Here is a 24,509-nt window from a genome sequence, read left to right on the forward strand (position 1 = left end):
TACCTGCCTTGTCAGCTACCCGATCGTGATCGGTTCGCGCAGTACCGGGCAGGACATGCAGCGAGGTCCGCCGCGGCCCGAACCCAGCTCCGAACCGGAGATCCGGATGACCTCGATCCCGGACTCCTCCAGCCGCGCATTGGTCTCGACGGTCCGCTCGTACGCGATGCAGACCCGGGGTGCCACTGCCAACGTGTTGTTGCCGTCGTCCCATTGTTCGCGTTCGGCGGTGACCGGGTCGAGGCCCGTGTCGATCCTGCGCAGGGTGTCGATACCCAGCGCCTTCGCGGCTGCGACCAGGAACGGCTCGGACTCCGCCACGTGCAGTTCTTCGCCATCTGTGGTGACCGCGAGCGCCCGCATCTCCTCGGCCATGTTCGGGTACATCAGTACGGCGTCGACGTCGACCATCGTGCACACGGTGTCGAGGTGCATGGTCGCCCGTTGCTGGGCGATCGGTACTGCGAGAACGGTGTGCGCCAGGTCCTTCGCGAATACACGTCGCGCCAACCGCTCGACACCAGCAGGAGTGGTCCGCTCACCCACGCCGACAGCCAGTACTCCGGGGCCGAGCGCGAGCACATCGCCACCCTCGACGTGCTCCAGCGTGTGGTCGTACACCTTGTCCGCACCAGCGAAGCGCGGGTGGAACTTGTAGATCAGCTCGGTCAGCTGCGTCTCCCGGGAGCGCGCCGGCATCGCCAGTGAGGTGACCGCGACCGAGTCCCGGATCCACACGCTCGAGTCTCGCGTGAAGAGCAGGTTCGGCAGCGGGTCGATCAGGAAGTCCTCGTGGGCGAGCAGCGACGTCACCAGACCACCGGCCCGTACTTCGTCGTTCCGCACGCCGGCCATCAACGCCTCCGCGAGCTGCTCCGGGTCGAGCGCGGTCAACGCGGTGCGCAGGTAGTCGCGGAGGCTGTCGCCGAGGCGCAGGTCCTCGGTGGTGCCCGAGACGGCCGAAGCCCGCGCGGCGGGATCGCCCAGAGCCTCGCTGAGGAGTTGTCCGAGGTAGAGCACCTCGACATCCCGGTCGCGGAGAGCCTGCGCGAAGGCGTCGTGCTCGTCCTGTGCCCGCCCGACCCAGGGAATGCCGTCGAACAGCAGTTTGTCGTTGTTCCGCGGAGTCAGTCGCCGCAGTTCGTTGCCGGGACGGTGCAGCATCACCGTCCGCAGCGGCCCGACCTCGCTGTCGACGCCATACGCCTCAGTCATGCGCCTGCCCTCTCGTCCTGATCCGGTCGTCCCACCCAAGCTACGGCAGCACCGCCGCCGAGGCGGGGAACTGCACCTGATTCTGTCTGATTGTCCGACAATTTCGCGCCAGTTCCAACTCGAGCACCGGCGGCCGCCCCGGGTCGCGGTACGGGATCGGCCGGGGGCGGGCACAGATCGGCCACGTGGCCGATGTTCCGCGGCGGGCACTCCGACAGGATTGTGGTCAAGAGGACGCCGGAAAGGGCGTTTCGACCAGGAGGAACAGAAATGACCAACGGAAACGCCCGCACGGTGACCGGCAACATCATGCTTTCCCTCGACGGTCGCACCAATGGCCCCGGCGGTGACTTCGACATGAGCTGGATCGTGCCGCACGCGATCACCGAGGGGGCCCGGGACCACATGACCCGGGTGACGAGCCCCGCCACCACGGCGCTGCTCGGACGCAAGAACTACGAGGGCTTCGGCGGCTTCTGGCCGGCGGTCGCGGACGACGAGAACGCGGCGCCGCAGGACCGGGCCTTCTCGCAGTGGCTGAACTCCACGGAGAAGGTGGTCTTCTCCTCGACGCTGAAGGACGCGCCGTGGCAGAACTCCCGGATCGTCGACGGCGACCCGGCGGCCGCGGTGAAGCAGTTGCGCGCCGAGGAAGGTGGCGACATCGTCGTGCTCGCCAGTAGCAGCGTGATCAAGGCGCTGCTCGCGGCCGACGAGCTCGACCGCCTCAGCATCACCCTGGCGCCTGAACTGGTCGGTGGCGGCGAACGCCTCTTCGAGGACGGCATCCCCGCCACGTCCTGGAAGCTCGTCTCCTCGGCTCCCACCGAATCCGGCGCCCTGTGCCTGCTCTACGACCGCGTCCGCTCCTGATGCGCTCACGACACCTCCTTTCGGTCCTGCCAGAGAAGATGCCCTGATCGGCCCTGGCAGGACCGGAGTTGTCCACAGGCCACCCACCCGATCGTTCGAAAGAACGAGATATCCCCAGGTGACGGGTGCTGAGGGGTGGATTCGGCTGGGGAACAACTAGGCTGCGGTGCTGTGTCCGGTTCAGATCTGCCCCCCGTCGAGCCCTTCGAGGGATCCGTTGCGTGCGTGATCCCGGCGAAGGACGAGGTCGAGCGGATCGCCGCGACGGTGGACGCCGTACACAAGATCGCCGGGGTCGACCTGGTCGTCGTCGTGGACGACGGCTCCACGGACGGGACGGCGGCAGCCGCCGAGCGGGCCGGGGCAGTCGTCGTCCGGCACGAGCGGAACAGGGGAAAGGCGGCGGCGATGGAGAGCGGGGCGGCGGCTGTTGCCGAGCGCGACGGCGCCCGCGCGCGTCACCTGCTGTTCCTGGATGCCGACCTGACCGACTCGGCGACCGGTGCCGAGCCGCTGATCGAGCCGGTGATGTCCGGCCGGGCCGACATGACCATCGGCACGCTCCCGGCCCAGGTGCGCGCGGACGGCAGCAAGGCCGGCGGCCACGGATTCGTGGTCCGGCTGGCCCGGGAGGGGATCGAGCAGGCGACCGGCTGGGCGCCCGAGCAGCCACTGTCCGGCCAGCGTTGCGTGACCCGGGTCGCGTTCGACGCCGCTGTTCCGCTCGCGAGCGGATTCGGCGTCGAGACCGCCCTGAGCATCGACCTCGGCCGGAAGGGTTTCCGGATCATCGAGGTGCCGATCGACGTCCGGCACCGCGCGACCGGCACGGACCTGCGCGGTCAGCTGCACCGCGGTCGTCAGTTCCTGCACGTACGCCGCGCCCTCGCCGCCCGGAGCGCTCTCCCGTCCCGAAAGCCCGGCCGATGAGTGCCGAAGGGCCGATGAGCACCGGCGAGACAGGTCAGGCGAGCAACGACGAGAGCGTGGCCGACGCCGTCGAGCAGAAGCCCGAGGACGTCGTCGATCGCAAGTCCGGGGACAGGGACGGCCGAAGAGCGGTCGGGCTCTACCTGATCTCGACGATCCTGATCGTGGCTGCCGGACTGCTAGGGCCGTCCGTCGTCGTGCTGACCCTGACGAACCGCCACACCTGGCTCCCGTCGTACTGGTTCAACACGAAGCCGAACGACTGGCTCGTCACGCTGATGGTGTACGTCGCGATCCTGCTCGGTGGGTACGGCGTCTACCTCGCCACCCGCGCGCTCAAGAACGGCTGGGCGCCACGCGTCCAGCGATTGGTTGCTCTAGGCATCGGTACCACGGCCGCGATCACGCTGGTCCCGCCGATGGCCTCGGGCGACGTGCTGATCTATGCGGCGTACGGGCGGATCATGTCGCTCGGCGGCAATCCGTACACGACGGCCCCGGCCGACACCATCCGGCTCGGCTACGACCCGGTGATCGCGGCGACCGAGCGCCCGTGGCAGGGAGCGAAGAGCGTGTACGGGCCGATCGCCACCTGGATCCAGTGGTTCTCCTCCTGGGTCGGCGGCGACTCGATGCAGCTCACCGTGTGGATGCTGCAGCTGTCCGTCGCGATCAGCCTGGTTGTGACCGGCGTGCTGCTGATGAAGCTGGTCGGGCCGAACCTGGTGTCCCGCCGGCGCGTGGTGATGCTCGGCCTGGCGAATCCGTTGCTCCTGTGGACGGTGCTCGCCGGCGCGCACAACGACGCCATCGCGGTGATGTTCGCGGTGATCGCGCTCGTACTGTTCCGGCGGCACATCTTCTGGGCCGGCATCATGCTCGGCGTCGCCGGGTGCACGAAGCTCTCGATCGGTCTGGTCGGCGTCGCGATGCTCTGGTCGCTGCGCGCGGACCGCCGCCGGATGATCATGCTCTGCCTCGGCGCCGCCATCTCGATGGTCGGCCTGTACGCGGTGGTCGGGCTCGAGGCGCTCCAGCAGGCCCGGTCGAACAGTTCGTTCATCTCGACAGGGACGCCACACAAGGTCCTGCTCAGCTTCTTCGACCTGTTCCTGCCGGGGGCACTGGTCCGGACCGTGCTCGCGATCGCCGCCTGGGTCGGTCTGATCGTGGTCGCGATCCTGCTCTCGCAGGTGTTCCCGAAGTCGCTGGTGCCGCAGGCGCATCCCGAGGACAGAACGCCCGACGCGATCCGCTACACCGCGATCTACGCGATCGCCTGGCTGGTCACCGCGATGTACTCGCTGCCCTGGTACGACATCATCGCCTGGGTCGCGCTGGCCGCGGTGGCGGCGTCGAAGGTGGACAAGCTGATGGTCATCCGGACCACCATGCTTGCGATCGCCTATGTGCCCGGGCGGGATCCGAACGCCCGGCAGGTCGCGGTGAGCCTGTCCGACTCGCTGGAGTGGTTCAGCACCCGGCTGCGGGACACGATCTGCCCGGTGGTCGAGCTGGGCGTGCTGATCGGGCTGATCGTCTGGGCCCGACGTGGCGGGGCGCAGTGGTGGCCGTACGACTGGCCCAAGCGGAAGTCCAAAGCCGTGACCGAGAAAGCCCGCGCCGGAAGCTGAGCGCGGACCGGTTGGCCGTTAAGGTCTGGCGGATGCGGAAGTTGTCTGGGGCGGGCGTGTTCGAGCGGGTCGAGCCGAATCACTTTGCCGAGCAGTTGAGGACCGACTCGTTGTCGGTGGGGACCTACTCGATCCCGGCAGGCGGTGTCGACGACCAGGCGCCGCACCATGAGGACGAGATCTACGTCGTGACCGCCGGGCGCGCGACCATTGTCACCCCGAGCGGCACCGAGCAGGTCGGCCCCGGTGATGTCCTGTTCGTCCCCGCCGAGGAGGAACACCGCTTCACCGACATCACCGAGGACCTGGCCCTGCTCGTCTTCTTCGCGCCGCCGTACTCCGGCCGCTGACGTAGCCCCGTCAACTCCGGGGCCCCGTCAGCTCCAGAGGTCGTGGCCGGCGGCGATCGCCTTGGCGAGGATCGTCTTCACCGGCTTCTTGAGGTCGGCGGCGGCGGCCGCGACATCGTCGTACTCGGGTTGCACGTTGACCACCTGACCGCCGTACCGGGCGATCTTGACGTGGATGAGCCGGCCTTCGACCTCGACGCTGGCGAACTCGCGGTCCGCCGCGTGCTTGCGGACGCTGAACTCGCGCAGGCCGATCGCGGACGTCTCGGCCAGGATCACCGAGCGGACCACCTCCGCGCTCGCGCTGCCGACCAGGACCGACAGTGTGTGCGCCGGGCGGCCCTTCTTCATCAGGATCGGGGTGAGCCAGGCGTCGGCCGCGCCGGCCTCCATCAGCCGGGCGAGCACCTGCGGCCAGATCCGCGGGTCCAGGTCGTCGACGTTGGTCTCGTAGAGGAGTTCGGTGGACGGCCGGTCGACGGCGTCGCCGATCACGACGCGCACGATGTTCGGTACCTCGACCGGGTCACGACCACCCGCGCCGACCCCGGTCTGCTGGATCCGCATCGGCGGCAGCGAGCCGAACTCGTCGGCCAGCGCGGCCAGCAGCGCGGCCCCGGTCGGCGTCGTCATTTCGTACGGCGCGCTGCCGCCGGTGACAGGTGCTTCCGCTTCGGAGAGCAGAGCCAGTACTGCGGGGCCGGGTACGGGGATGCCGCCGTGCTGGCCGCGAACCTGGCGTCCGCCGCCAAGGGCGATGGTGGACACGATTACGCGGTCGAGTTCGAGAGACACTGACGCGGCGGCGACCCCGACGATGTCCGCGATTGCGTCGAGCGCGCCGACCTCGTGGAAGTGCACGTCGTCCGGGGCAACCCCGTGCGCGGCCCCCTCGGCCCGAGCCAGCCGCGCGAAGGTGTCGAGCGCCAGGTCCCGCACAGCATCGGCGAGCCCGGCGGCCTCGACCAGCCGCCGCACCTCAGCCCAGCTCCGCGTATGCCCGCCCCCACCAGAAGCCCCGTGGCCATGCCCAGCGCCGTCGCCGTGCCCGTGCCCAGCGTCGTCGTCGTGCCGATGACCATGCCCGGCGCCGTCGTCATGCTCATGACCGTGCCCAGCGGCGGACCCGGCTTCGGGCTCAGCGGAAGGACCGAGGCTGTCCGGGAAGTTCTCCGGGTGTAGTTCGCCCGAGACTCGGACCGAGGCCTTGGTGGCGGCGATCTGGTGTCGGGAGGTCGGCTCGACCGTCACCGACAACGACGGGTCCACAGCGGCCACCGCCGCGTTGACCACCTCCAGGTCGGCACCGGCCGCCAGGAACGCTCCCAGGAGCATGTCCCCGGACGCACCGGCCGCGCAGTCGATCCAGGCGACTCTCACTGCTCCTTCACCTCTGCCGGCGCCGCACGCCGGGCGACCCGGGCCGCGAAGACCCCGGCCCCGAACCCGTTGTCGATGTTCACCACGGTCACGCCCGGCGCACACGAGTTCAACATCGCCAGCAGGGCCGCAACCCCACCGAACGAGGCGCCATAGCCAACGGATGTCGGCACAGCCACCAGCGGAACCCCCACGAGCCCCCCGACCACACTCGGTAGCGCGCCCTCCATCCCGGCCACCACGATCAGGCAGTCCGCAGCGTCGAGCCGCTCCCGCACACCCATCACCCGGTGCAACCCCGCCACACCGACATCGGTGATCAGGTCGACTCCAGCGCCGAACACACGCGCAGTAGTCGCGGCTTCCGCAGCCACCGGCGCGTCCGAAGTACCAGCCGAGACCACGGCGACCGTCCCACGCAGTACAGGCGCCTCGCCCAGCACCGCAGTACGGCCGACAGGGTCTACTACAGCCTCAGGCAGAGCGGCGGAGACGGCTTCCTGAGCCTCTACCGCCAGTCGGGTCGCCAGGACGGCATGGCCGGGGTGGGTCGCGTGGAGCGTACGGAGCAGCTCGACGACCTGTGAGGGCGTCTTACCGGCGCCGTAGACGACCTCGGCGTCGCCGGTGCGCTCCAGCCGGTCGGTGTCGAGCCGCGCGTAGCCGAGGTCGTGGACCCCGGGCAGCGGGCCGCTAGCGGGAGTTTGGTCAGGCAAATGGGTCACGCCGTGAATCTACGTGGCCTGGTCGGAAGCGGCGGCGCGGACCCAGTAGCTGATACGCAGCGCGCCCACCTGAGCACGCAGCCATTAGGCTGCGGTGCGTGTCTTCGACGTTAGCCGGTGCTTTCGGGATCGCCGCTCTGTTCGTGGCGGTGCTCGCCCTCGTGTTCGCCATCCAGGCGCTGAGGGCGCAGTCCGGCACGGCCAAGGCCGTCACGAAGCTTGCCGCCACCCCAGAACCCCAGCACCAGGCGCAAGCCCAAGCCCAGCCCGAGGCCAGACCCGGCACAGTGAAGTCCGAGCTGCGCAGACTAAGCAAGGAGCTCGAGGAGGCCCGCGCCGAGCTCCGGGAGACGCTGCAGCACCTGGCGGTCGTCCGCTACGACGCCTACGGCGAGATGAGCGGCCGGTTGTCCTGGTCGGTGGCGCTGCTCGACGACAACGGCGACGGGGTCGTGCTGACTTCGATCAACAGCCGGAACGACGCCCGCTCCTACGCCAAGGAGGTCAAGGCCTTCGAGAGCGACGCCAAACTGTCGCCCGAGGAGGAAGAGGCGATCGAGACGCTCCGCAAGGAGGCGTCACCGACGCTTGGGGACCCGGACCACCAGTGACCCCGGCTCGACCTCCGCGGTGAGGCTGCGGCCCGGGCCGATCCCGTCTCCATCGAGCTGACGCTGGACGTCCACCGCGGCGGTGACCTCCACCTTCCGCCCGGTGAACCGCTCGAGGTACATCTCGGTCCGCTTGGTTCGCGTCATCACCCGCCAGAACACCAGCGGCCACTGCGTCACCCGCCGAGGCGCGATCACCACCACGTCGATCAGGCCGTCGTCCGGCCGCGCGTCCGGCAGCAGCGGGATGTTCGCCTGCAGCATTCCGACGTTCCCGATCACCACGGTACGAACCCGCCGCTCGACCGGCTCCTCGTCGTCCAGCGTGATCTGCACCTTCACCGACGGGTGGTTGATGTTCTTGGCCGCCGACACCAGGTACGCCGTCCAGCCGATCTGCGCCTTCAGGATCGGCGGCGCGCCGGTGATGATTGCGGCGTCCAGCCCGAGTCCGGCCATCACGGCGAAGTGGTCGGTGTCCAGGCCGTCGCCGTGCACCTTGACCAGGTCGATCCGCCGGTCCCGGCCGTCCAGGATCCGCTCCAGCGCGTCGTCCAGGTCGAGCGGGATGTGCAGGTTCCGGGCGAGCAGGTTGCCCGTGCCCGCCGGGATCACACCGACCGGGATCCCGGTGGTGGCGAGCGCCGCGCAGACCACCCGGACCGTGCCGTCGCCACCAGCGACGAGAACCAGGTCCGAGTCGTTCTCGATCGCCTGCTTGGCCATCGCGTTGCCCGCGTCATCCTCCCGCGTCTCCAGCCACAACGGATCGTCATACCCCCGTACGGCGAGGGCGCGGGTCACCTTGCGCCGGAAGGCCACGCCGTCACCGACCTTGATCGGGTTGACGATCACCGCGGCCCGGGGCGGCACCGTCATACCGTCGAACTCCGTCTTCGGCCGCCGGCGGAGTCGGCGCAGCCCCGGGCGGAGCCCGAATCCGATCGAGGTGGCGGTCAGGATCGCCAGGCCGAGGGCCCAGCCGCCGATCACGTCGGACACGTACCGCACGTTCAGCGCGATGCGGTCGAACGAGACCAGCAGCACCACCGCGACGGCCGGCAGCGTCACCAGCAGGCGGAACCGGCGCCGCCAGCCGCGGACGGACGGCAGCACCACGCCGAGGGCTCCTGCCATCACGAAGGCGGCGGTCGCGTGTCCGGAGACGTAGGACCAGCTGTTGACCTCGACCAGCGCCTGCTCCGGCGCGGGCCGTTCGAAGATGTGCATGGTGGCCTGGACCAGGCCCAGCTCGGCCCCGACGGTGACCAGCAGCCAGATCGTCAGGAGGCGGGCCCGGCGCTGCCAGAGGTAGACCGCGACCACCAGCACGACCGCCCGCATTGTCCACGGGAGGATGACCGTGCCAAGCATCTGCCAGAGGTCCACCCAGCCGTCGTGCGCCTGCCCGTATTCGGCAACGCGGTCGACCACGGACTCGTCCAAGCGGCGCAGTGGCGGCCAGTCCTTGAAGACGAGCAGCGTGACCACAGTGAACGGCAACACACCCAGGACGACCGTCAGCGCACGGCCGACGTGACTGGGTGGATGGTGGTTCATGGCCCGCAGATTCCCCCTCGATGGCATCGCCCGGTACGGCTGGTGCCCAGCCCATCATCCCGAATACACTTCGCCACCCCTGACACGCCCCAGATACCCTCAGGGTGTGATCGATGCCAAATTGCTCCGAGAGAACCCCGATGCCGTCCGCGAGTCCCTGACCAAGCGCGGCGAGAGTACTGATCTGGTCGACCAGATCCTGGCGGCCGACGGGGACCGTCGATCGTCCATCGCGGCGTTCGAGTCGTTGCGGGCGGAGCAGAAGGGCCTCGGCAAGGAGGTCGCGCAGGCCAAGGGTGACGAGCGGACCGCGCTGCTCGAGCGGACCAAGGCGCTGTCCGCCGAGGTCAAGGCCAAGGAAGCCGCCGCGAACGAGGCGGAGACCCGGTTCACTGAGCTGTCCCGCGCACTGCCGAACCTGGTGTCCGAGCAGTCGCCGGTCGGCGGCGAGAAGGACTTCGTCGTGATCGAGGAGGTCGGCAAGCCGCGCGACTTCGCCGCCGAGGGCTTCGAGCCGCGCGACCACCTGGAGCTCGGCGAGCTGCTCGGCGCGATCGACATGGAGCGCGGCGCGAAGGTGTCCGGCGCCCGGTTCTACTTCCTCAAGGGCGTCGCCGCGCAGCTTCAGCTCGGCATGCTCCAGCTCGCGATCGCGCAGGCGGTCGAGAACGGCTTCACCCCGATGATCACGCCGACCCTGGTCAAGCCCGAGGTGATGGGCGGAACCGGGTACCTGGGCGCCCACTCGTCCGAGGTCTACCACCTGGAAGAGGATGACCTCTACCTCGTCGGTACGTCGGAGGTCCCGCTGGCCGGCTACCACATGGACGAGATCCTCGACCTGTCCGCCGGTCCGGCCCGGTACGCCGGCTGGTCGTCCTGCTACCGGCGCGAGGCCGGTTCGTACGGGAAGGACACTCGCGGGATCATTCGTGTCCACCAGTTCGACAAGGTCGAGATGTTCTCATACACCAGCATCGAGGATGCCGAAGCGGAGCACCAGCGGCTACTCGGCTGGGAGAAGGAGATGCTGGACAAGATGGAACTGGCCTACCGGGTGATCGACACGGCGACGGGCGACCTCGGCGCTTCGGCGTACCGGAAGTTCGACTGCGAGGCGTGGGTGCCTACCCAGGGCGCCTACCGCGAGCTCACCTCCACCTCGAACTGCACCGACTTCCAGGCCCGCCGGCTGAACATCCGCTACCGCGACGCGGAGGGCAAGACCCGCCCGGTCGCGACGCTGAACGGCACGCTCGCCACCACGCGCTGGCTGGTCGCGATCCTCGAGACGCACCAGCTGCCGGACGGTTCGGTCCGGGTGCCCGCCGCGCTCCGGCCGTACGTCGGCGGTCGTGAGGTCCTCGAACCGGTGGGCCGATGACGAAGGGCTGGCAGCCGAAAGCCGTTGCCCTTGACATCGACGGGACCCTGATCGACCACGACGAGTCGCTCTCACCGGCGGTCGTCGACGCGGTCCGCCGTACTGCGGCGCAGGTGCCGGTGATCCTGGCCACCGGCAGGTCCTGGCAGACCACCCGGCCGGTCGCGGAACTCCTCGGCCTGCCGGACGGCGGGTTGGTTGTCTGCAGCAACGGTGCACGCACGCTCCGGTACCCCGACGGTGAGGTGGTCGACGAGCGCACCTTCGACCCGTCGACGGTGATCAGGTCGGTCCGCAAGCACGCGCCGAACGCCCGGATGGCCGTCGAGGAGCACGATGGTGGCTACCTGGTCACCGCGCCCTTCCCGGACGGCGATCTCGGCACGGGTGCGGGCATCCGGGTGGTGACGGACGAGGAGCTGGCGCCGGAACCGGTGACCCGGTTGATCATCCGCGACCCGGAGCAGTCCGAGGCCGACTTCGTCCAACTGGCGGAACGGCTCGGCCTGCACGGTGTCAGCTACTTCGTCGGCTGGACCGCGTGGCTCGACATCGCTCCCGAGGGCGTGGACAAGAGCACCGGCCTGAAGGTCGCGCTGGCGCAGTACGACCTGGAGGCGGCGGACCTGCTGGCGATGGGCGACGGGCGCAACGACATCGAGATGCTCGTCTACGCCGGTCTGGGGATCTCGATGGGCGCCGCGCCCGACGAGGTCAAGGTCGCCGCGGACGAGGTGACCAAGTCGGTCCAGGACGACGGGGTCGCGGCCGTGCTCAACCGCTGGTTCTGAATCGCGAGCCCCGACACGAACCAGATCCCAGTCCTAACCGGTCGCAGTCCCGAACCGGTTCAAAGGGCAATCAAATAGGTTTAAAGGGCAACCAAAAGGCCTGGAACCCCTGTGGAGACAGGGGTTCCAGGCCTTCGGGTCTGTCCGGTGCTGATAGTCCGCTGGCGGGCCGAGTATCAGCGTCAGGCGACGCGGGTGCTGCCGGGTCGTGGCGACTGGCACGGCTGGTCCACCACGGCGTCGAACGCGTCCAGGACGGCGCTCAGCTCCGGGCGGGGACGCGGAGTCTTGGTGGCGGGGCTCTGGCCTCGCCGGGCCCTGCGCAGGTGACGCTTCACCGTCGACAGCGAGCAACCCAGCCGCATGGCCAGCGATTCCAGGCTGTCGTTCGGGTACTGCGTCCGCAGCCGGAGTACCTCTTCGTGGCTGACGGGCCGGCGGGTGCCGCGGGCGCCGGCCAGCTGGTCGAAGTCGTCTGCCTGGACCTCGACGTCCAGCAGGTTGCGCATCGAGCGCCGCTGGGCGGCGGTCGTGCCGGCGACGAACCCGCTGACATCGTGCTCGGCGACGGCGCTGAACAGGCAGTCGGTGAACAGCGGGCAGGACGCGCAGAGCGTCTTGGCCTCACGGACCAGCTGGTCGTAGCGTTCCCGGGTTCGCCGGGTCGCCGATGCGGGCGGCGGTTCTTCCATCAGGCGGTGCTGGAAAATGTCAGTACGTGCAGTACAGCCGGTCATGGCCCCTTCCATGATGGAAGATGTGTCGACAGCCGCACGAGAGCTGGTGCTCCCTTGCCCCGCTATCTTGGCGCTGTTGACGATCATCGTGGCTCCCCAAGTTCCCGGGCCCGTGTGAACGAACGATGAATGACGTTCGAACATCCGAGCCCACTAGCTGACGGACCGATCTGTTGCCGACCCACCCTTGTCGTCCCGGCGCGAGACGCACCGATGCATAACTGTTGACGTCGTGGATGTGGATTTGGTTGCACTCAATTCCGCATCGCTACTTCGACGGCGCTGGTCGAGGTGGGGCCGTTCCGGATCAGGTGATCCAGAACGGACGTACGACGCGGTTGAATCGCCCCCGGTTCCCCGCTAGCCACCGCATGAAATCACGCACAAACCCTGCTGTGCATGGGAACTAGCTGCCTTTGCAGCATCCTGCCGTAACGGTCTGGTGACGTTGTTCAATGGTCAATCAGATTGCCAGGAAAGCGATGTCCAAACGCTTGCGCAGAAGGGCTTCGACAGGGTAGGGCGGCGACTCTGTCGCAGAAAGATACGGTAGTGCGGTGTCAGCCCGAGATGCAGTCCGCCCACCCCGTCTGGTCGCCACCGATCTTGACGGAACCTTGATACACAGCGATGGTTCGGTCACGCCACGGACGAAGGCCGCCGTGCTCGGCGTGCAGGAAGCCGGCGCCGTTTTCGTGATGGTCACCGCGCGGCCACCGCGCTGGTTGCACGCCCTCGCTGACCTGGTCGGCGCGCACGGCGTCGCGATTGTTGCCAACGGCGCCATTCTGTACGACGTCGTTCAGCGGCAGGCGATCCGGACCGCGATGATCGATCCGGTGGTCGCGCTCGAAGTGGCGAAGGCGATCCGCGCGGAGATTCCCGAAGTGGAGTTCGCCATTGAGCGATCGAACCGTTACGGACAGGAGCCGCGGTACCTCAACCGGTGGCCGACTCCGGACGACACTTTGATCGCGGAGATCGAGGAACTGCTGGCCGAGCCGGCGGCCAAGTTGCTCGTCCGGCATCCGAGCTGGCACTCCGACGAACTGCTGGCGCGGGTCGTGCCGTTGGTCGGACAACGCGTCGCAGCGAGCCACAGCGGCGGCCACAGCCTGGTGGAGATCTCCGCCAGCGGGGTGTCCAAGGCCGCGATGCTCGCCGATTTCGCTGCCAGCCAAGGAATCTCGGCCGATCAGACGATCGCGTTCGGCGACTCGCTGAACGATCTCCCGATGCTGGCCTGGGCCGGTACGTCGTACGGGGTGGCGAACGCGCATGCGGACGTGCTCGCGATGGTGGATGTCGTCTGCCCCACGAACGACGAGGACGGTGTCGCCACCGTCCTCGAGGAACTCTTCAATCTTTAGCCACTACAGGCGGATCGGCTACTCCGAGCACACCGCCCGTCACGCAAACCCTCGGAATTACACGGAATTACAGGTACATCCCACCGCTGCCGGGACCGTCGGTACCGCGGGCCTGCGGTCCGCCCGGGAAGGCGGCAGCTTCCTCCGGTGACATCTGCTGGCTGCCGGGCAATGCGCGTCGCATCTGCTCCAGCTGCTGGCGGGCCGCCATCTGCTGGGCGAAGAGAGCGGTCTGGATGCCGTGGAACAAGCCCTCCAGCCAACCGACGAGCTGGGCCTGTGCGATCCGCAGTTCCGCCTCGGTCGGCGTGCTGTCGTCGGTGAAGTCGAGGCTGAGCCGCTCCAGCTCCTCCACAAGCTCGGGCGCCAGGCCGCTCTCGAGCTCCTTGATCGAGGCCTCGTGGATCGACTTCAGGCGCTGCCGGGACGCCTCGTCCAGGGGCGCGGCCTTCACCTCTTCGAGCAGCTGGCGGATCATGTTGCCGATCCGCATCACCTTGGCCGGCTGCTCGACCAGCTCGGTCACCGAGCGCGGCTGGTCCTCGTCGTCCTCGGCGGCACGCGGCGGACCCTCGACGGCCATACCGTCGGGACCGACGATCAGGACCTTGCCGTCCTCGGTCTGGGCGCCGGTCATCGGAACCCGCTGGCTGCCCTGGCTCTCGCTGCTGCTCTCGCTCATCTCCCCATCGTAGGCGTCTTCAGTTCGCCTTCGACCTGTGCCTCCGGACGGCGTCGCGGTTGGCGCAGGCCGGACTGCAGTAGCGCTGACGACCACCCCGGGACAGGTCGGCGTACACGTTGTCGCAGCCGTCGGTGGCGCAGCGGCCCAGGCGGCTGATGCCGCGGCCGGCCAGGTGCAGCGCGGTACCGGTGCTGATCAGGGTGGCGACCAGGCGACCGACCGCGACGTCGTCGGGCCGGTAGTGCATGTGCCAGCCGTCGCCGGCGTGGTTCGTGAGCCGCGGGTGCTCGGTGTACTTGGCGAGCATCTCGTTCGCCAGTCGCACCCGGGTCTGCTCGTCCGGCGCATCCACCACCCGCAGCCACTCGTCTAGTGCCACCCGTACGGCGGCGAGGTCGGCGGCGGTGACTCGCCGGTCCCGGACCAGGCGGCTCTCGACGCCGCTCTCCTCGCAGCGATCGGCCAGTTCGTCGGCGGTGGTCGCGGGGTTGGTGACCAGGTTGACGGCCAGCAGGACCGCGTCCGCGCCGTAAGGGTTGAGATGCACAATGCCATTACATCATGATGGGCGCATGACCACCAGACAAGAAGTTCACCGGCACAGTTGGAGGGTGGCGTCCTCCCACCCCGTCAGCGAGGGACTGATCAGCTACCAGCAGTGCGCCTGCGGCGAGTGGCGAGTGACCAGTACTCCGCTGCACCCCGTCGCGCACCCTGAGTTGGCCAGGGTCTCAGCGCAATTCGATGCCTAGGGCAACCAACTGGCTGCCCTAGGCAATACGGGCTGAGGTCAGTCCACCCTGCGGACCATCGGCAGTCGCGACCTGGTCAGCAACCAGGCCAGGAGTCCGGCGAACAGCGGCACGACGATCACGATGCCGCCGATCTCCTGCCACGGCACCATGAAGCGCGGCGAACCGAACGCCGCGTGCGCGGTGTAGCCGTACAGCGCACCGATGCCGACCCCGAGCACACAACCGAGCTGGCCGAGCACCCAGGCCTGCGCGGCAGCCAGGTTTCGGCGGCGTCGCGGCGGCGCTCCGACCGCGGCCAGGGTCGCGAGGTCCGCGCGGCCCTCCGCCGCGGACAGCGAGACCGAGATCGCGACACCGAGCAGAGTGACCACCGTCGCGGCACCGATCAGACCGAGGAACCAGAGCCGCACCGGACTCTGATAGCCCTTCTCGATCGTCAGCAGATCGTCGTGTCCGAGCACCTTCGCCACGGCCGCCAGTTCGCTGTCGGTCGGCTCGCGCTTCAGCTCGAACTGCGTCTCGTACAGCCGCACGGTGCCGAGCTTGCGGGCCGCGTCGGGACTGATCAGTGAGGACTGCTGCAAAGCGCTGATCTTCGGTGGCCTCGTGATCGCGACCGCCGCATGGCCGAAGGACTTCTTGCCTTCGTAGTCGTCGTCGGAGGTCACCTTGACCGACCCGCCGGTCAGCATCTCGGTTCGCTGGACGACGATCTTCCCCGCCCGGAGCGCCTCAGCGGCCTGCCGCCCGTAGTCGTCGAACCGAGCGACGTACTCCGGATCGACCACGAGCAGGGGGTAGCCCACCGTGCCCTCCATCCCGGGCGGTCCGATGGCCATCAGGGTGGGCAGGTAGCCGCCATTCGCCTTGGCGTCCGGCAGAGACACCGAGCCGAGGTCGTAGCGAGCCTTGACCGGCAGCAAGCCGGCCACCTTCTCGGCCAGTGGCGGCGAGAACGCCATCGAGCCGTCCGAGCCGTGCTCGAAACGCAGTACGGCGTCGCCGTGTCTCGCGGTCGGAATGTAGTTCTTGGCCTCTGCGGCGATCGCGTTCGAGGCGGCGAAGGCGACTGCCGCCGTGGCCGCGACGGCCATCATGATCGCCGCGGTGGCGGGGCCGGTGCGGTGCCGGTGACGAGCGGCATCCCGCAGGGCGAGCCTCCCGCTGAGCGGCAGGATCCTCGCCAGCCCGGCAGTCTTGGCCACCAGGTTCGGCAGCATCCAGACCAGCGCGATGATCGAGGCGGTGATACCCACCAGAACCATCGCGATCGGGCCGGTCGGCGTGATCGTCACCTGGTCGTCGACGTTGCCGGCGTTCTTCCGTGCGGTCTCGAGTGCTGCCGCCATCCAAACGTTGCCGAGAAGGGTGGACGCGACGCCCGCCACGAGCAGGATCACGGCAGGCTTGCGGAGCCGGCCCGCACCGGCGACCACGGCGAACCGCCCGGCCAGGGCGGCCATCGGCGTCTGCCGGCCGGCGCTGATTGCCGGAACGACCGCCGCCGCGAGTCCCGCGAGCGCTCCGAGCACCGCGACCGCAACGAGGTTCGGCCAAGGGATCTGCCAGCCGACGAACACCATCGACAACATCCGCTCCCACAGCGGCCGGGCGGCGAACACGGCCACCAGGGCCAGCACGACGCCACTTCCCGCGCCGATGATGCCCGCGAAAAGCCCTTGCACCAGGACGATTCGCCGGACGTCGCGAGGGGTGCCGCCAGTCGCGGTGACCAGGCCGAGCTCGCGAGTCTGCCGCCTGGCGCCGACCGCGAACGCAGTACCGGCGAGCAGGACGATCTCGAGGATGCCGAAGCCGATCACCAGCGCCATCACCGCTGTCGCGCCCGCGTCCTGGCCGTTGCTGTACATCGAGGGCGGCGGGTCGACGATGTTTGCTCTTGGCAACAGCAAGGCGCCTTGGCCGATCAGCTTGTCGGTCAACGCATCGGCGTCGGTCGAGTCCGGCAGGTCGACCAAGTACTGAACGCTCGTGGCCTGGTCCGGCTGGATCAGCGGGGTGTCCGGAGTGGCGAACATCGTTCCGGCGTTGGGGTCCTGCAGGCTCCTGGTCACCCCGACGACCGCGAACTTCTGGTCTTTCGCGGTAGTGAGGGTCGCATCCGCCCGCAGTTCGCCGCCGTCGAGCAGGTGGAGGTACTTCGCCAGGCTCGGCGAGATGGCGACCTCGTCTGCCTTGGCGGGCATCCGTCCCTGGTCGAGCTTGAAGGTCTCGTCGGTCAGCGGATTCTGGCCGTCGCCGGCAGTGAGGGCGACGCTGGTGTTCGTCTCCGGCCCGTGCACGTCGACGGTGTTGCCCAGGATCAACGGCCGGGCCACCTTGCTGCCGGGCGGCAGCAAGGTCAGCGGATCGACCTTGGTGGGGTCGCGATCCGGCTCGTCGATCCCCGGAGCCGGCCCTGGCTCCCCCCAGTCGAGTGAGGGCCGCTCCGATAGCGGGCTGGACTTGCTGAACGGCGTCACGGTCAGCCGGGCGTCCGCCTGGCCGATGGTGGTCTTCGCGAGCAGTTCGCCAGTCGGGTTGGCGGCCTTGTCGATCAGGCCGATCCAGGACGCCGCGAGCACCGGTACGCCGATCAGGGCCGCGACGAGCAGAGTTCTCCCCAGCGAGCGGCGGATCGTTCGACGGGCGATCCGCAGCGGTGGGCCCCAACTGGCCATCAGTGGGTCTCCAGCAGGATTTCGGCCTCGGGCAGCGGGCCGGACTGGCCTACCAGGACGCCATCGCGCAGGTAGACGACGCGGTCGGCCCAAGCGGCGTGCCGGGCGTCGTGGGTGACGAGAACCCCGCCGATGCCGTGCTGGTCGCACCGGTCGCGGAGAAGCTGGAGAACCGCCTCGCCGGTGTCCGAGTCCAGCGCGCCGGTGGGCTCGTCCGCGAGAAGGAGCCGCCGCTCGCCGACGATGGCCCGGGCGATCGCCACCCGCTGACGCTGACCACCTGACATGTCATCCGGAAATCGGTCCGCCAACTCCGGGATGGCCACCTCCAGCAGGGCCGCCTCGGCGTACTTGTGGGCTGTGCGGGCGCGGGCGCCGTCGAGTTCGAGCGGCAGGGCGACGTTCTCGGCCGCGGTGAGGGCGGGGATCAGGTTGAAGTCCTGGAAGACGTACCCGATCCGCCGCCGGCGCAGGGCCGCCACCGCGTTCGGGCTCAGCGTGGTCAGGTCGTTGCCGTCGACCAGGATCTCGCCTGCGGTCGGCTGGTCGAGTCCGCCCGCACAGGTGAGCAGCGTGGATTTGCCGGAACCGGACGGGCCCATCACGGCGACGAGTTCGCCGGAGGCCACCGCCAGGTCGACGCCGCGGAGTGCGTGGACGGCCTGTTCGCCGCTGCCGTGCACCCGGGTGAGATTGCGGATGTCCAGGATCGTGCTCATCGTTGCGCCCCCAGTTCGTGATGGTTCTGCCCGGTCGCCTCCGGCGTACCGGTTGGTTGGTCTTCGGTGCCGGTGGTACGCCGACGGCGGGCGAGCATCGCCTCGCAGTGGTCCAGCCAGCGGATCTCGGCCTCGGCCACGAAGATCATCGACTCGAGCACGAGCAGCCAGGAGATGTCGCCGTCCCGGCTGCCGCGCTTGAGCCGGGTCAGCTCCTGCAGCGACTCCATCGTCGAAGCCCGCTGCCGCTGCACCACCGCGGTCACGTCCACCCCCGGTACTGCGAGCGCGAGGGCCAGCTTGATCGCCAGCTCGTCCCGCGGCCGCGACTCGCGCGTCACCGGCGTCTGGAACCAGCTCGCCAGCTCGGCCCGCCCGGCGTCGGTGATCTCGTACCGCGACCGCCCGTCGCCGTCGCCCTCGCCACTGGCGGGCTGGACGAAGCCGTCCCGTTCCAGCCGGGTAAGGGTCGTGTAGACCTGCCCGATGTTCAGCGGCCAGGTCGACCCGGTCGCTGCCTCGAACTCGCCGCGCAGCTGATAGCCGTACTTCGGCTCCGCTCGGAGCAACGCCAGTAGTCCGTGCTTGATCGACATGAATACTGAGTATGCATACTCAGTATTCACCGGTCAATGGGGTTTGCTCCCGGGCTGAGAGGTCAAGGAGTGAAGAGGCGGGTGAGGTCGTCCTTGCTGTGGAAGTAGTACTGGACCTGGGCGAGGGAGATCCCTGCCGCCGCAGCGACGCTGCGCATGGTGGCGGCCTCGAGTCCGCGTTCGGCGATCACGTCGATCACTGCTTCGAGCACGTGCACGCCACGCCGACCCCGCTGTGCCCCAGTCATGTTGCTGACCGTAGCGCCCCGCACGCTCCGGTACTTCGAACGCGGCGCGGGCGGCGAGGCGCAGTACCGACTGATGCCTTGCGCAACTAGTACTGAGCTAGTCCTCGCGGACCAGGCGGCGGACGAGGCGGGCGGTGACGGCGTCGACGTCGTAGCGGCGGCCGGTGCCGGGGGTGAGTTGGTCGAGGACGAGGCCTTCGATGGCGAAGTGCAGCAGGCGGACCTCCTCGGCGTCGCCCGGCAGGCCGGCCTGGACGTGGAACGAGACGTCGGTGTCGAACCCCTGCTGCAGCGTGCGGGACAGGATCTCGTTCAGCCCCGGGCGACGGGCCGCCTCCAGGCGCAGCTCGAACAGCGCGAGGGACAACTCGGGTCGCTTCAACAGCCGCTCGACGATGTAGTGGACGTAATCGACGACGAGCTCCACGGACGGCTCGCGCTCGGCGAGCGGGGCCAGTACTGCGTCGTCCGGTGCGAGCCGCTCGAAGATGCGCTCGCCGAGCGCGCCGAGCAGGGCGTCGCGAGTGCGGAAGTAGTTCGAGGCGGTGCCGGCCGGGAGTCCGGCGGCAGCGTCGACCGCGCGGTGGGTCAGCCCGCGGGCGCCCGACTCGGCCAGGACGGCCAGGCCCGCGTCGGCCAGTTGGGTGCGGCGTTCGGGGTTTCTCGGCATGTTGACAAGGCTAGCAGCTATCCACTACAACTGTCGTACTCAACCACAACAGATGTAGTAGTCGGGAGTCAGGATGTTACCCGCAGCATTCGGCGCGACGGTCGTCACCTCGCGTCCGGCGGAGGTCGCCGCCTTCTACCAGCAGCACTTCGACCTGCAGATCACCATCGATCTCGGCTGGTTCATCTGCCTTCGCCGCGGCGAGGCGGACTGGGAATTGGCGATCTCCGAGCGCGGCCACCCCTCGGTGCCGGCCGCGGTCTCGGCCACGAAGGACAGCACCAACGTCTTCGGCTTCGTCGTCGAGGATGCCGACAAGCTCGCGCAGACGCTCACCGAGGCCGGCTTGGAACTGGAGGGCGAGGTGATCACCGAGCCGTGGGGCCAGCGGCACTTCTACGTCCGCGACCCCGAGGGCACCTGGCTCGACGTGATCCAACTGGTCACGCCGGACCCGGAGTGGCTCGCCGCCAACGTCCCCACGGCGCAGTAACAGGTGCGGCGCGGTGAGGACGTCCGCGGTGAGGAGGTCAGAGGGTGAGCAGGACCTTGCCGATGTGACTCGACTGTTCGAGGGTCTCGTGGGCCTGGGCGACGGCTTCGAGCGGGAAGGTGCGGTAGACGATCGGCCGCACCTTCTTCGCCTCGACCAGCGGCCAGACGTGCGCGACCACCTCGGCGAGAATGCCGCCCTTGTCCACCACCGACCGGGTCCGCAGTCCCGTCCCGGTGACCACGCCGCGGCGGCTCATCAGCCGGCCGAGATCCAGTTCGCCTTTGGTGCCACCCTGCATGCCGATCACGACCAGCCGGCCGTCGAACGCCAGTGACTTCACGTTGTCCTGCAGGTACTTCGCGCCCATGATGTCGAGGATCACGTCGGCGCCGGCCTTACCGGTCGCCTCGCTGACCACCGAGGCCCATTCGGCTTCCTTGTAGTTGATCGCCACGTCGGCGCCGAGCCGCGTGCAGAACTCCATCTTCTCCGCGCTGCCGACCGTGCAGAGCACTCGCGCGCCGTGCGCGACGGCGAGCTGGATCGCCGTCGTACCGATCCCGGAGGAGCCGCCGTGCACCAGCAGCGTCTCGCCGTCCTTGAGGTGCGCGGCCATGAACACGTTCGACCAGACCGTCGCGACCGCCTCGGGCAGCGCGGCCGCGCTGACGAGGTCCAGGCCGTCCGGCTTCGGCATCACCTGCGGCGCGGGGACGACCACCTTCTCGGCGTACCCGCCGCCCGCGAGCAGCGCGCACACCTCGTCGCCGACGGACCAGTCCTCGACCTCCGCGCCGACCTCGGAGATCGTGCCGGAGACCTCGAGCCCGATCGTGCCGGGCGCACCGGGCGGCGGCGGATAGTAGCCCTGCCGCTGCAACAGGTCCGCATGGTTCACGCCGGCGGCGACCACGTCGATGACGACCTCGTCCCGTGCCGGGATGGGATCCTCGACCTCGGCGACCTTCAGGACCTCGACGCCACCGGCACCCTCACAAACGACAGCTCGCATGATGGCCACGGTACTGCGTTGCCCGCGCTGCCCCATCGCTCGCCCGTGTCGGTCCGGGTGGTCAGCTCCGGGCGATCGCGGCCAGGTCGCCGGCGATGCTGTCGAGTGGATCGACGGTGCCTATCGACTTGAACCAGTCCCATAGTTCCAGCGAATGGTAGAGCCGGTAGAGCATGGACCGTTCGCGCCAGCCGGCCGGCAGTTCGCCGTACCCGGCGACGAGCCCGGCCAGCTTGTCGGCGTTCGACCAGATCGAGTAGCACTCGGTCTTCGCGAGGTCCATCAGCGGATCGGCGGCGATCGCGTTCTCCACGTCGATGAAGCCGTTCACCTGCCAGGTCGTGGGATCCACGAGCACGTTGCCTTCGTGGAAGTCGTTGTGGCAGAGCGTGGGCGTTGTCGCGGCTGCGAATAGCCCGGCGTGCTGTTCGACGTACTGGGTGATGTCCTCGCGCAGTACGGGATCGCCTTGCAGTTCGTCGAATTCCTCGAGTTCCTGGCGAACTGGTGCCGCATGTACGCGTCGTTCGTCGGCAGCGGGTCGAGCACCTGGTCGGTGAGATACCCGTACGCCGGTTGCGGGATGCGGTGGATCTTTGCCAGCAGTTGGCCGAGTTGTTCGTAGACGGGTTTCCACTCGGGCGGTTCGGCCTCGGACAGCGGGACGCCGTCGATCTTCGTCAGCACGGTGAACGCGGGGTCGCCTGTCTCGGCGTGCACGACTTGGGGACGCTCGTGCCGAGGTGGTCCGCGAGGAGGCCGTGGACGTGGACTTCCTTGGCCTGGTTCCACGCCCATTCCGGACCGTAGATCTTCACGATCAGCGGATCGGCGGCGGTTCGCCGTACTTCGAAGACGGTGCTCAGCTGGCCGCCGGATCGCGGCACGATCTCCGCGATGTCGCTGCCAGGACTGGCCTTGACGATCATGGCCGCGACGTTTTCGATCACCCGCGCCACCGTAGGCCGGGTGTGCTTGGCCAGCGACCGAATTACCGCTGGTCAGTCGTCGAAGTCGGACCAGGTGTCGACGTCGTCGCCCGCTCGGGTCGGCTCGGACCAGGCCAGGTCGAGCCCCACGAAGAGCCGTCGTACCGACTGGTCTCGCGGATCCCCGATCCGCCGTAACGCGTCGACCAACGCCGTACGCCGGTACGCCGCGGCCAGGCGTTGCTCCCGCCCATCGGTGTCGAGCAGCCCGAACCCGTCGTGCTCGCCGAGTCCCTCGACCAGGCGGGTCACGTCGTCCTGTGTGATCCACGGCAGGTCACATGAGAACACCACGACGATGGGGGAGTTGCCTTTGGCGACGCCCGCGGCGATGCCCGCCACCGGGCCACCCGAAGGTGGATCCTCGAGGTTCCAGTCGACGGCCCGGCTCGTCTGCCGCACCGGGCCGACCACCACCGTGGACGTCGCTCCGATCGTTGCCGTCAGCACCCGATCGAGGAGCGAGACCCCCTCCAGTACGAGCAGCGCCTTGTCCACCCCGCCGAATCGGGTGGACCCACCGCCCGCCAGTACCACCGCATCGAACTCCACCCCTGCAGTCTCCCGTAGTCCACAGCGCCCTGCACTCGACACACTCCGCGCTGCGGACTATGGGGGCTCATTTCTGGGGAAGCATCGCCCGTCGTCGCTCCTCGACCTCGGCCAGCTCCTCCGCGGACATCCCGTCGCGCCACTGTCGCCGGGCCTCGTCGGCCGCCGCGCGCTCCTCCGGCGTCATCGCCTCCCACGCCTGGCGACGCCGCTCGGACATCTCTTCCAGTTCTTCTACCGTCAGTGCTCGTCGCATCGCGGTCATCCCTTCGATCAGATCGATCAACTTGTCTGTGGACGGCTCGACCGCCTGGTCGAGGCCGTCCAGAACACCGAGCAGTCGCGTGCGCAGCCGGTTCGCTACTTGGAGTTGTTCCTCCAGTTGCTCGAGTTGCCTGCGGACGAGTTCCCGCGGATCTTCTAGCTCGCCGTCGAGGACCTGGCCGACCTCGGCCAGCGAGAGGCCGAATCCCCTTAGCGCGACTATCCGGTGCAACCTGCGGACGTCGGCCCCGGAGTACAGGCGGTGGCCGGCGGTGGTTCGCTCGGACGGGCGCAGCAGGCCGATCTCGTCGTAGTGATGCAGAGCCCGGACGCTCACCCCGGTCGCGGTGGCGAGCTCGCCGACCCGCCAGGTCCTCTCCCCGGTGTTCAGGTCCTCGGTGTTCATGTTTCGACGCTAGGACCTCACGTGGGGTGAGGTTCAAGTGTGGAGGATTGCGGCACCATGGAGGCGTGAAGATCGCCGTGGTCCAGACCGCCAGCTCGCACGACAAGGCCGCCAACCGGGAGAAGGTGGCGGCCCTCGTCGCCGAGGCCGTGCGGGGCAAGCCCGACCTGGTCGTGCTGCCCGAGGCGATGATGGCCGACTTCGCCACCGAGGGCGGATCCGTCGGCGACCTCGCCGAGCCGCTCGACGGGGAGTTCGTCAGCGCGTTGCGCAAGGTCGCGCTCGAGCACGGCACGGCGATCGTGGCCGGCATGTTCGAGCGGAGCTGCGACGAGGCCCGGCCGTACAACACGCTGCTCGCGGTCGGCGCCGACGGCGACCTGCTCGGGGCGTACCGGAAGATTCACCTGTATGACGCCTTCGGGTACCGGGAGTCCGACCAGCTCACTGCGGGCGATGTTGCCCCTGTGGTGGTGGGGATCGCCGGGCGGAAGCTCGGGTTGATGACCTGCTACGACCTGCGGTTCCCCGAGTTGTCGCGGGCGCTGGTGGATGCCGGGGCGGAGGTGCTCGTCGTACCGGCCGCCTGGGTCCGGGGACCGCTCAAGGAGCACCACTGGACCACACTGCTGACGGCGCGCGCCATCGAGAACACCTGCTACGTCGCAGCGGCTGCGCAGAACGGGAAGAAGTACTGCGGGCTGAGCCAGGTGATCGACCCGCAGGGAGTCGCGGTCGCCGCGGTCGGCGAGGCGGACGGGTTCGCCCAGGCCGAGATCTCTCCGGAGCGGCTGGCCGACACCCGTACCCGCAACCCGTCCCTCAAGAACCGTCGCTTCACCGTCGCGCCACGCTAGGTTCACCCCGGGTCCGCGA

27 protein-coding genes are annotated in these 24,509 nt (G+C 68.8%); 10 read left to right on the forward strand and 17 right to left on the reverse strand.

Annotation, left to right across the window (positions count from 1 at the left end; translation table 11 throughout):
• Positions 1 to 15: 15 nt before the first annotated feature.
• The gene (locus tag ACFPJ1_RS07200) at positions 16 to 1,215 is read right to left on the reverse strand and encodes an arginine deiminase (protein ID WP_380102253.1); all 1,200 of its coding nucleotides are present in this window, start codon (positions 1,213 to 1,215) and stop codon (positions 16 to 18) included.
• A gap of 270 nt (positions 1,216 to 1,485) precedes the next feature.
• Here ACFPJ1_RS07200 and ACFPJ1_RS07205 point away from each other — a divergent pair, with 270 nt between their 5' ends.
• The 4 genes from ACFPJ1_RS07205 to ACFPJ1_RS07220 all read left to right on the forward strand — a co-directional run bounded on the left by ACFPJ1_RS07205 (position 1,486) and on the right by ACFPJ1_RS07220 (position 5,002).
• Positions 1,486 to 2,088, forward strand: a complete 603-nt coding sequence (locus tag ACFPJ1_RS07205; RefSeq protein WP_380102254.1) for a dihydrofolate reductase family protein — start codon at positions 1,486 to 1,488, stop codon at positions 2,086 to 2,088.
• A 171-nt stretch (positions 2,089 to 2,259) separates the two neighbouring features.
• On the forward strand, positions 2,260 to 3,018 hold the full coding sequence (locus ACFPJ1_RS07210) for a glycosyltransferase (protein WP_380102255.1): 759 nt from the start codon (positions 2,260 to 2,262) through the stop codon (positions 3,016 to 3,018).
• A complete protein-coding gene (locus ACFPJ1_RS07215; RefSeq protein WP_380102256.1) occupies positions 3,015 to 4,652 on the forward strand; it encodes an MptA/MptB family glycosyltransferase in 1,638 nt (545 codons plus the stop codon). Before ACFPJ1_RS07210 ends, ACFPJ1_RS07215 begins: the two co-directional genes overlap by 4 nt.
• A 32-nt stretch (positions 4,653 to 4,684) precedes the next feature.
• The gene (locus ACFPJ1_RS07220) at positions 4,685 to 5,002 is read left to right on the forward strand and encodes a cupin domain-containing protein (protein ID WP_380102257.1); all 318 of its coding nucleotides are present in this window, start codon (positions 4,685 to 4,687) and stop codon (positions 5,000 to 5,002) included.
• 27 nt (positions 5,003 to 5,029) lie between these two features.
• Here the strand turns inward: ACFPJ1_RS07220 and larC are convergent, their stop codons facing one another.
• On the reverse strand, positions 5,030 to 6,382 hold the full coding sequence (gene larC, locus ACFPJ1_RS07225; RefSeq protein WP_380102258.1) for a nickel pincer cofactor biosynthesis protein LarC: 1,353 nt from the start codon (positions 6,380 to 6,382) through the stop codon (positions 5,030 to 5,032).
• Complete coding sequence (larB, locus tag ACFPJ1_RS07230) at positions 6,379 to 7,107, reverse strand: nickel pincer cofactor biosynthesis protein LarB (RefSeq protein WP_380102259.1); 729 nt, start codon at positions 7,105 to 7,107, stop codon at positions 6,379 to 6,381. Before larB ends, larC begins: the two co-directional genes overlap by 4 nt.
• A gap of 98 nt (positions 7,108 to 7,205) precedes the next feature.
• Here larB and ACFPJ1_RS07235 point away from each other — a divergent pair, with 98 nt between their 5' ends.
• Positions 7,206 to 7,718, forward strand: a complete 513-nt coding sequence (locus ACFPJ1_RS07235; RefSeq protein WP_380102260.1) for a DUF4446 family protein — start codon at positions 7,206 to 7,208, stop codon at positions 7,716 to 7,718.
• Here ACFPJ1_RS07235 and ACFPJ1_RS07240 read toward each other — a convergent pair.
• Positions 7,686 to 9,278: a bifunctional phosphatase PAP2/diacylglycerol kinase family protein gene (locus tag ACFPJ1_RS07240; RefSeq protein ID WP_380102261.1), complete on the reverse strand. Its 1,593-nt coding sequence runs from the start codon at positions 9,276 to 9,278 to the stop codon at positions 7,686 to 7,688. The genes ACFPJ1_RS07235 and ACFPJ1_RS07240 overlap by 33 nt on opposite strands.
• A 106-nt stretch (positions 9,279 to 9,384) precedes the next feature.
• Here ACFPJ1_RS07240 and serS point away from each other — a divergent pair, with 106 nt between their 5' ends.
• Both serS and ACFPJ1_RS07250 read left to right on the forward strand, forming a co-directional pair.
• A complete protein-coding gene (gene serS, locus ACFPJ1_RS07245) occupies positions 9,385 to 10,662 on the forward strand; it encodes a serine--tRNA ligase (RefSeq protein WP_380102262.1) in 1,278 nt (425 codons plus the stop codon).
• Entirely contained in the window at positions 10,659 to 11,453 is a 795-nt protein-coding gene (locus ACFPJ1_RS07250) for an HAD family hydrolase (RefSeq protein ID WP_380102263.1), read from the forward strand. Before serS ends, ACFPJ1_RS07250 begins: the two co-directional genes overlap by 4 nt.
• A 182-nt stretch (positions 11,454 to 11,635) precedes the next feature.
• Here ACFPJ1_RS07250 and ACFPJ1_RS07255 read toward each other — a convergent pair whose 3' ends face one another.
• Complete coding sequence (locus ACFPJ1_RS07255) at positions 11,636 to 12,145, reverse strand: WhiB family transcriptional regulator (protein WP_380102264.1); 510 nt, start codon at positions 12,143 to 12,145, stop codon at positions 11,636 to 11,638.
• Positions 12,146 to 12,747: 602 nt separating this feature from the next.
• Between ACFPJ1_RS07255 and ACFPJ1_RS07260 the strand changes: the two genes are divergently transcribed.
• Positions 12,748 to 13,560 (forward strand): HAD family hydrolase, encoded by an 813-nt coding sequence (locus ACFPJ1_RS07260; protein WP_380102265.1) that lies wholly within the window; start codon positions 12,748 to 12,750, stop codon positions 13,558 to 13,560.
• A gap of 67 nt (positions 13,561 to 13,627) precedes the next feature.
• Here the strand turns inward: ACFPJ1_RS07260 and ACFPJ1_RS07265 are convergent, their stop codons facing one another.
• The 7 genes from ACFPJ1_RS07265 to ACFPJ1_RS07295 form a co-directional block, all read right to left on the reverse strand.
• Positions 13,628 to 14,242 (reverse strand): bacterial proteasome activator family protein, encoded by a 615-nt coding sequence (locus ACFPJ1_RS07265; RefSeq protein WP_380102266.1) that lies wholly within the window; start codon positions 14,240 to 14,242, stop codon positions 13,628 to 13,630.
• Positions 14,243 to 14,261: 19 nt separating this feature from the next.
• Positions 14,262 to 14,792, reverse strand: a complete 531-nt coding sequence (locus ACFPJ1_RS07270; RefSeq protein WP_380102267.1) for a CGNR zinc finger domain-containing protein — start codon at positions 14,790 to 14,792, stop codon at positions 14,262 to 14,264.
• Between the two features lie 243 nt (positions 14,793 to 15,035).
• Positions 15,036 to 17,681 (reverse strand): ABC transporter permease, encoded by a 2,646-nt coding sequence (locus ACFPJ1_RS07275; protein WP_380102269.1) that lies wholly within the window; start codon positions 17,679 to 17,681, stop codon positions 15,036 to 15,038.
• On the reverse strand, positions 17,681 to 18,400 hold the full coding sequence (locus tag ACFPJ1_RS07280; protein ID WP_380102270.1) for an ABC transporter ATP-binding protein: 720 nt from the start codon (positions 18,398 to 18,400) through the stop codon (positions 17,681 to 17,683). The genes ACFPJ1_RS07275 and ACFPJ1_RS07280 overlap by 1 nt, the downstream gene beginning before the upstream one ends.
• Positions 18,397 to 18,996: a PadR family transcriptional regulator gene (locus ACFPJ1_RS07285; protein ID WP_380102271.1), complete on the reverse strand. Its 600-nt coding sequence runs from the start codon at positions 18,994 to 18,996 to the stop codon at positions 18,397 to 18,399. The genes ACFPJ1_RS07280 and ACFPJ1_RS07285 overlap by 4 nt, the downstream gene beginning before the upstream one ends.
• A 62-nt stretch (positions 18,997 to 19,058) precedes the next feature.
• Positions 19,059 to 19,244 (reverse strand): TetR family transcriptional regulator, encoded by a 186-nt coding sequence (locus ACFPJ1_RS07290; RefSeq protein WP_380102272.1) that lies wholly within the window; start codon positions 19,242 to 19,244, stop codon positions 19,059 to 19,061.
• Between the two features lie 97 nt (positions 19,245 to 19,341).
• Positions 19,342 to 19,914 (reverse strand): TetR/AcrR family transcriptional regulator, encoded by a 573-nt coding sequence (locus tag ACFPJ1_RS07295; RefSeq protein WP_380102273.1) that lies wholly within the window; start codon positions 19,912 to 19,914, stop codon positions 19,342 to 19,344.
• Positions 19,915 to 19,987: 73 nt separating this feature from the next.
• On the opposite strand from ACFPJ1_RS07295, the gene ACFPJ1_RS07300 reads away from it, so the two are divergent.
• On the forward strand, positions 19,988 to 20,407 hold the full coding sequence (locus ACFPJ1_RS07300; protein WP_380102274.1) for a VOC family protein: 420 nt from the start codon (positions 19,988 to 19,990) through the stop codon (positions 20,405 to 20,407).
• 37 nt (positions 20,408 to 20,444) lie between these two features.
• Here ACFPJ1_RS07300 and ACFPJ1_RS07305 read toward each other — a convergent pair whose 3' ends face one another.
• The 5 genes from ACFPJ1_RS07305 to ACFPJ1_RS07325 form a co-directional block, all read right to left on the reverse strand.
• Positions 20,445 to 21,422 carry an NAD(P)H-quinone oxidoreductase gene (locus tag ACFPJ1_RS07305; RefSeq protein ID WP_380102276.1) on the reverse strand — a complete coding sequence of 326 codons (978 nt, stop codon included), beginning with the start codon at positions 21,420 to 21,422 and terminating at the stop codon, positions 20,445 to 20,447.
• Positions 21,423 to 21,483: 61 nt separating this feature from the next.
• Complete coding sequence (locus ACFPJ1_RS07310; RefSeq protein WP_380102277.1) at positions 21,484 to 22,059, reverse strand: phosphotransferase family protein; 576 nt, start codon at positions 22,057 to 22,059, stop codon at positions 21,484 to 21,486.
• A gap of 43 nt (positions 22,060 to 22,102) precedes the next feature.
• Positions 22,103 to 22,372, reverse strand: coding sequence for an aminoglycoside phosphotransferase family protein (locus tag ACFPJ1_RS07315; protein ID WP_380102278.1), 270 nt, complete (start codon positions 22,370 to 22,372; stop codon positions 22,103 to 22,105).
• Between the two features lie 51 nt (positions 22,373 to 22,423).
• The gene (gene mobA, locus ACFPJ1_RS07320; protein WP_380102279.1) at positions 22,424 to 22,963 is read right to left on the reverse strand and encodes a molybdenum cofactor guanylyltransferase; all 540 of its coding nucleotides are present in this window, start codon (positions 22,961 to 22,963) and stop codon (positions 22,424 to 22,426) included.
• A 67-nt stretch (positions 22,964 to 23,030) separates the two neighbouring features.
• A complete protein-coding gene (locus ACFPJ1_RS07325) occupies positions 23,031 to 23,633 on the reverse strand; it encodes a MerR family transcriptional regulator (protein WP_380102282.1) in 603 nt (200 codons plus the stop codon).
• A 65-nt stretch (positions 23,634 to 23,698) separates the two neighbouring features.
• Here ACFPJ1_RS07325 and ACFPJ1_RS07330 point away from each other — a divergent pair, with 65 nt between their 5' ends.
• Positions 23,699 to 24,490, forward strand: coding sequence for a carbon-nitrogen hydrolase family protein (locus ACFPJ1_RS07330; RefSeq protein ID WP_380102283.1), 792 nt, complete (start codon positions 23,699 to 23,701; stop codon positions 24,488 to 24,490).
• Positions 24,491 to 24,509 lie beyond the last annotated feature (19 nt).

This window comes from Kribbella qitaiheensis, assembly GCF_042657745.1.
Classification (GTDB): Bacteria; Actinomycetota; Actinomycetes; order Propionibacteriales; family Kribbellaceae; genus Kribbella; species Kribbella qitaiheensis.

Excerpts from the sequence above, each read along its gene's own strand:
- ACFPJ1_RS07200 (WP_380102253.1), bottom strand. The coding sequence starts at position 1,215 with ATGACTGAGGCGTATGGCGTCGACAGCGAGGTCGGGCCGCTGCGGACG.
- ACFPJ1_RS07205 (WP_380102254.1), top strand. The coding sequence starts at position 1,486 with ATGACCAACGGAAACGCCCGCACGGTGACCGGCAACATCATGCTTTCC.
- ACFPJ1_RS07215 (WP_380102256.1), top strand. The coding sequence starts at position 3,015 with ATGAGTGCCGAAGGGCCGATGAGCACCGGCGAGACAGGTCAGGCGAGC.
- ACFPJ1_RS07220 (WP_380102257.1), top strand. The coding sequence starts at position 4,685 with ATGCGGAAGTTGTCTGGGGCGGGCGTGTTCGAGCGGGTCGAGCCGAAT.
- ACFPJ1_RS07240 (WP_380102261.1), bottom strand. The coding sequence starts at position 9,278 with ATGAACCACCATCCACCCAGTCACGTCGGCCGTGCGCTGACGGTCGTC.
- ACFPJ1_RS07250 (WP_380102263.1), top strand. The coding sequence starts at position 10,659 with ATGACGAAGGGCTGGCAGCCGAAAGCCGTTGCCCTTGACATCGACGGG.
- ACFPJ1_RS07255 (WP_380102264.1), bottom strand. The coding sequence starts at position 12,145 with ATGGAAGAACCGCCGCCCGCATCGGCGACCCGGCGAACCCGGGAACGC.
- ACFPJ1_RS07265 (WP_380102266.1), bottom strand. The coding sequence starts at position 14,242 with ATGAGCGAGAGCAGCAGCGAGAGCCAGGGCAGCCAGCGGGTTCCGATG.
- ACFPJ1_RS07275 (WP_380102269.1), bottom strand. The coding sequence starts at position 17,681 with ATGGCCAGTTGGGGCCCACCGCTGCGGATCGCCCGTCGAACGATCCGC.
- ACFPJ1_RS07280 (WP_380102270.1), bottom strand. The coding sequence starts at position 18,400 with ATGAGCACGATCCTGGACATCCGCAATCTCACCCGGGTGCACGGCAGC.
- ACFPJ1_RS07285 (WP_380102271.1), bottom strand. The coding sequence starts at position 18,996 with ATGTCGATCAAGCACGGACTACTGGCGTTGCTCCGAGCGGAGCCGAAG.
- ACFPJ1_RS07290 (WP_380102272.1), bottom strand. The coding sequence starts at position 19,244 with ATGACTGGGGCACAGCGGGGTCGGCGTGGCGTGCACGTGCTCGAAGCA.
- ACFPJ1_RS07295 (WP_380102273.1), bottom strand. The coding sequence starts at position 19,914 with ATGCCGAGAAACCCCGAACGCCGCACCCAACTGGCCGACGCGGGCCTG.
- ACFPJ1_RS07300 (WP_380102274.1), top strand. The coding sequence starts at position 19,988 with ATGTTACCCGCAGCATTCGGCGCGACGGTCGTCACCTCGCGTCCGGCG.
- ACFPJ1_RS07305 (WP_380102276.1), bottom strand. The coding sequence starts at position 21,422 with ATGCGAGCTGTCGTTTGTGAGGGTGCCGGTGGCGTCGAGGTCCTGAAG.
- ACFPJ1_RS07325 (WP_380102282.1), bottom strand. The coding sequence starts at position 23,633 with ATGAACACCGAGGACCTGAACACCGGGGAGAGGACCTGGCGGGTCGGC.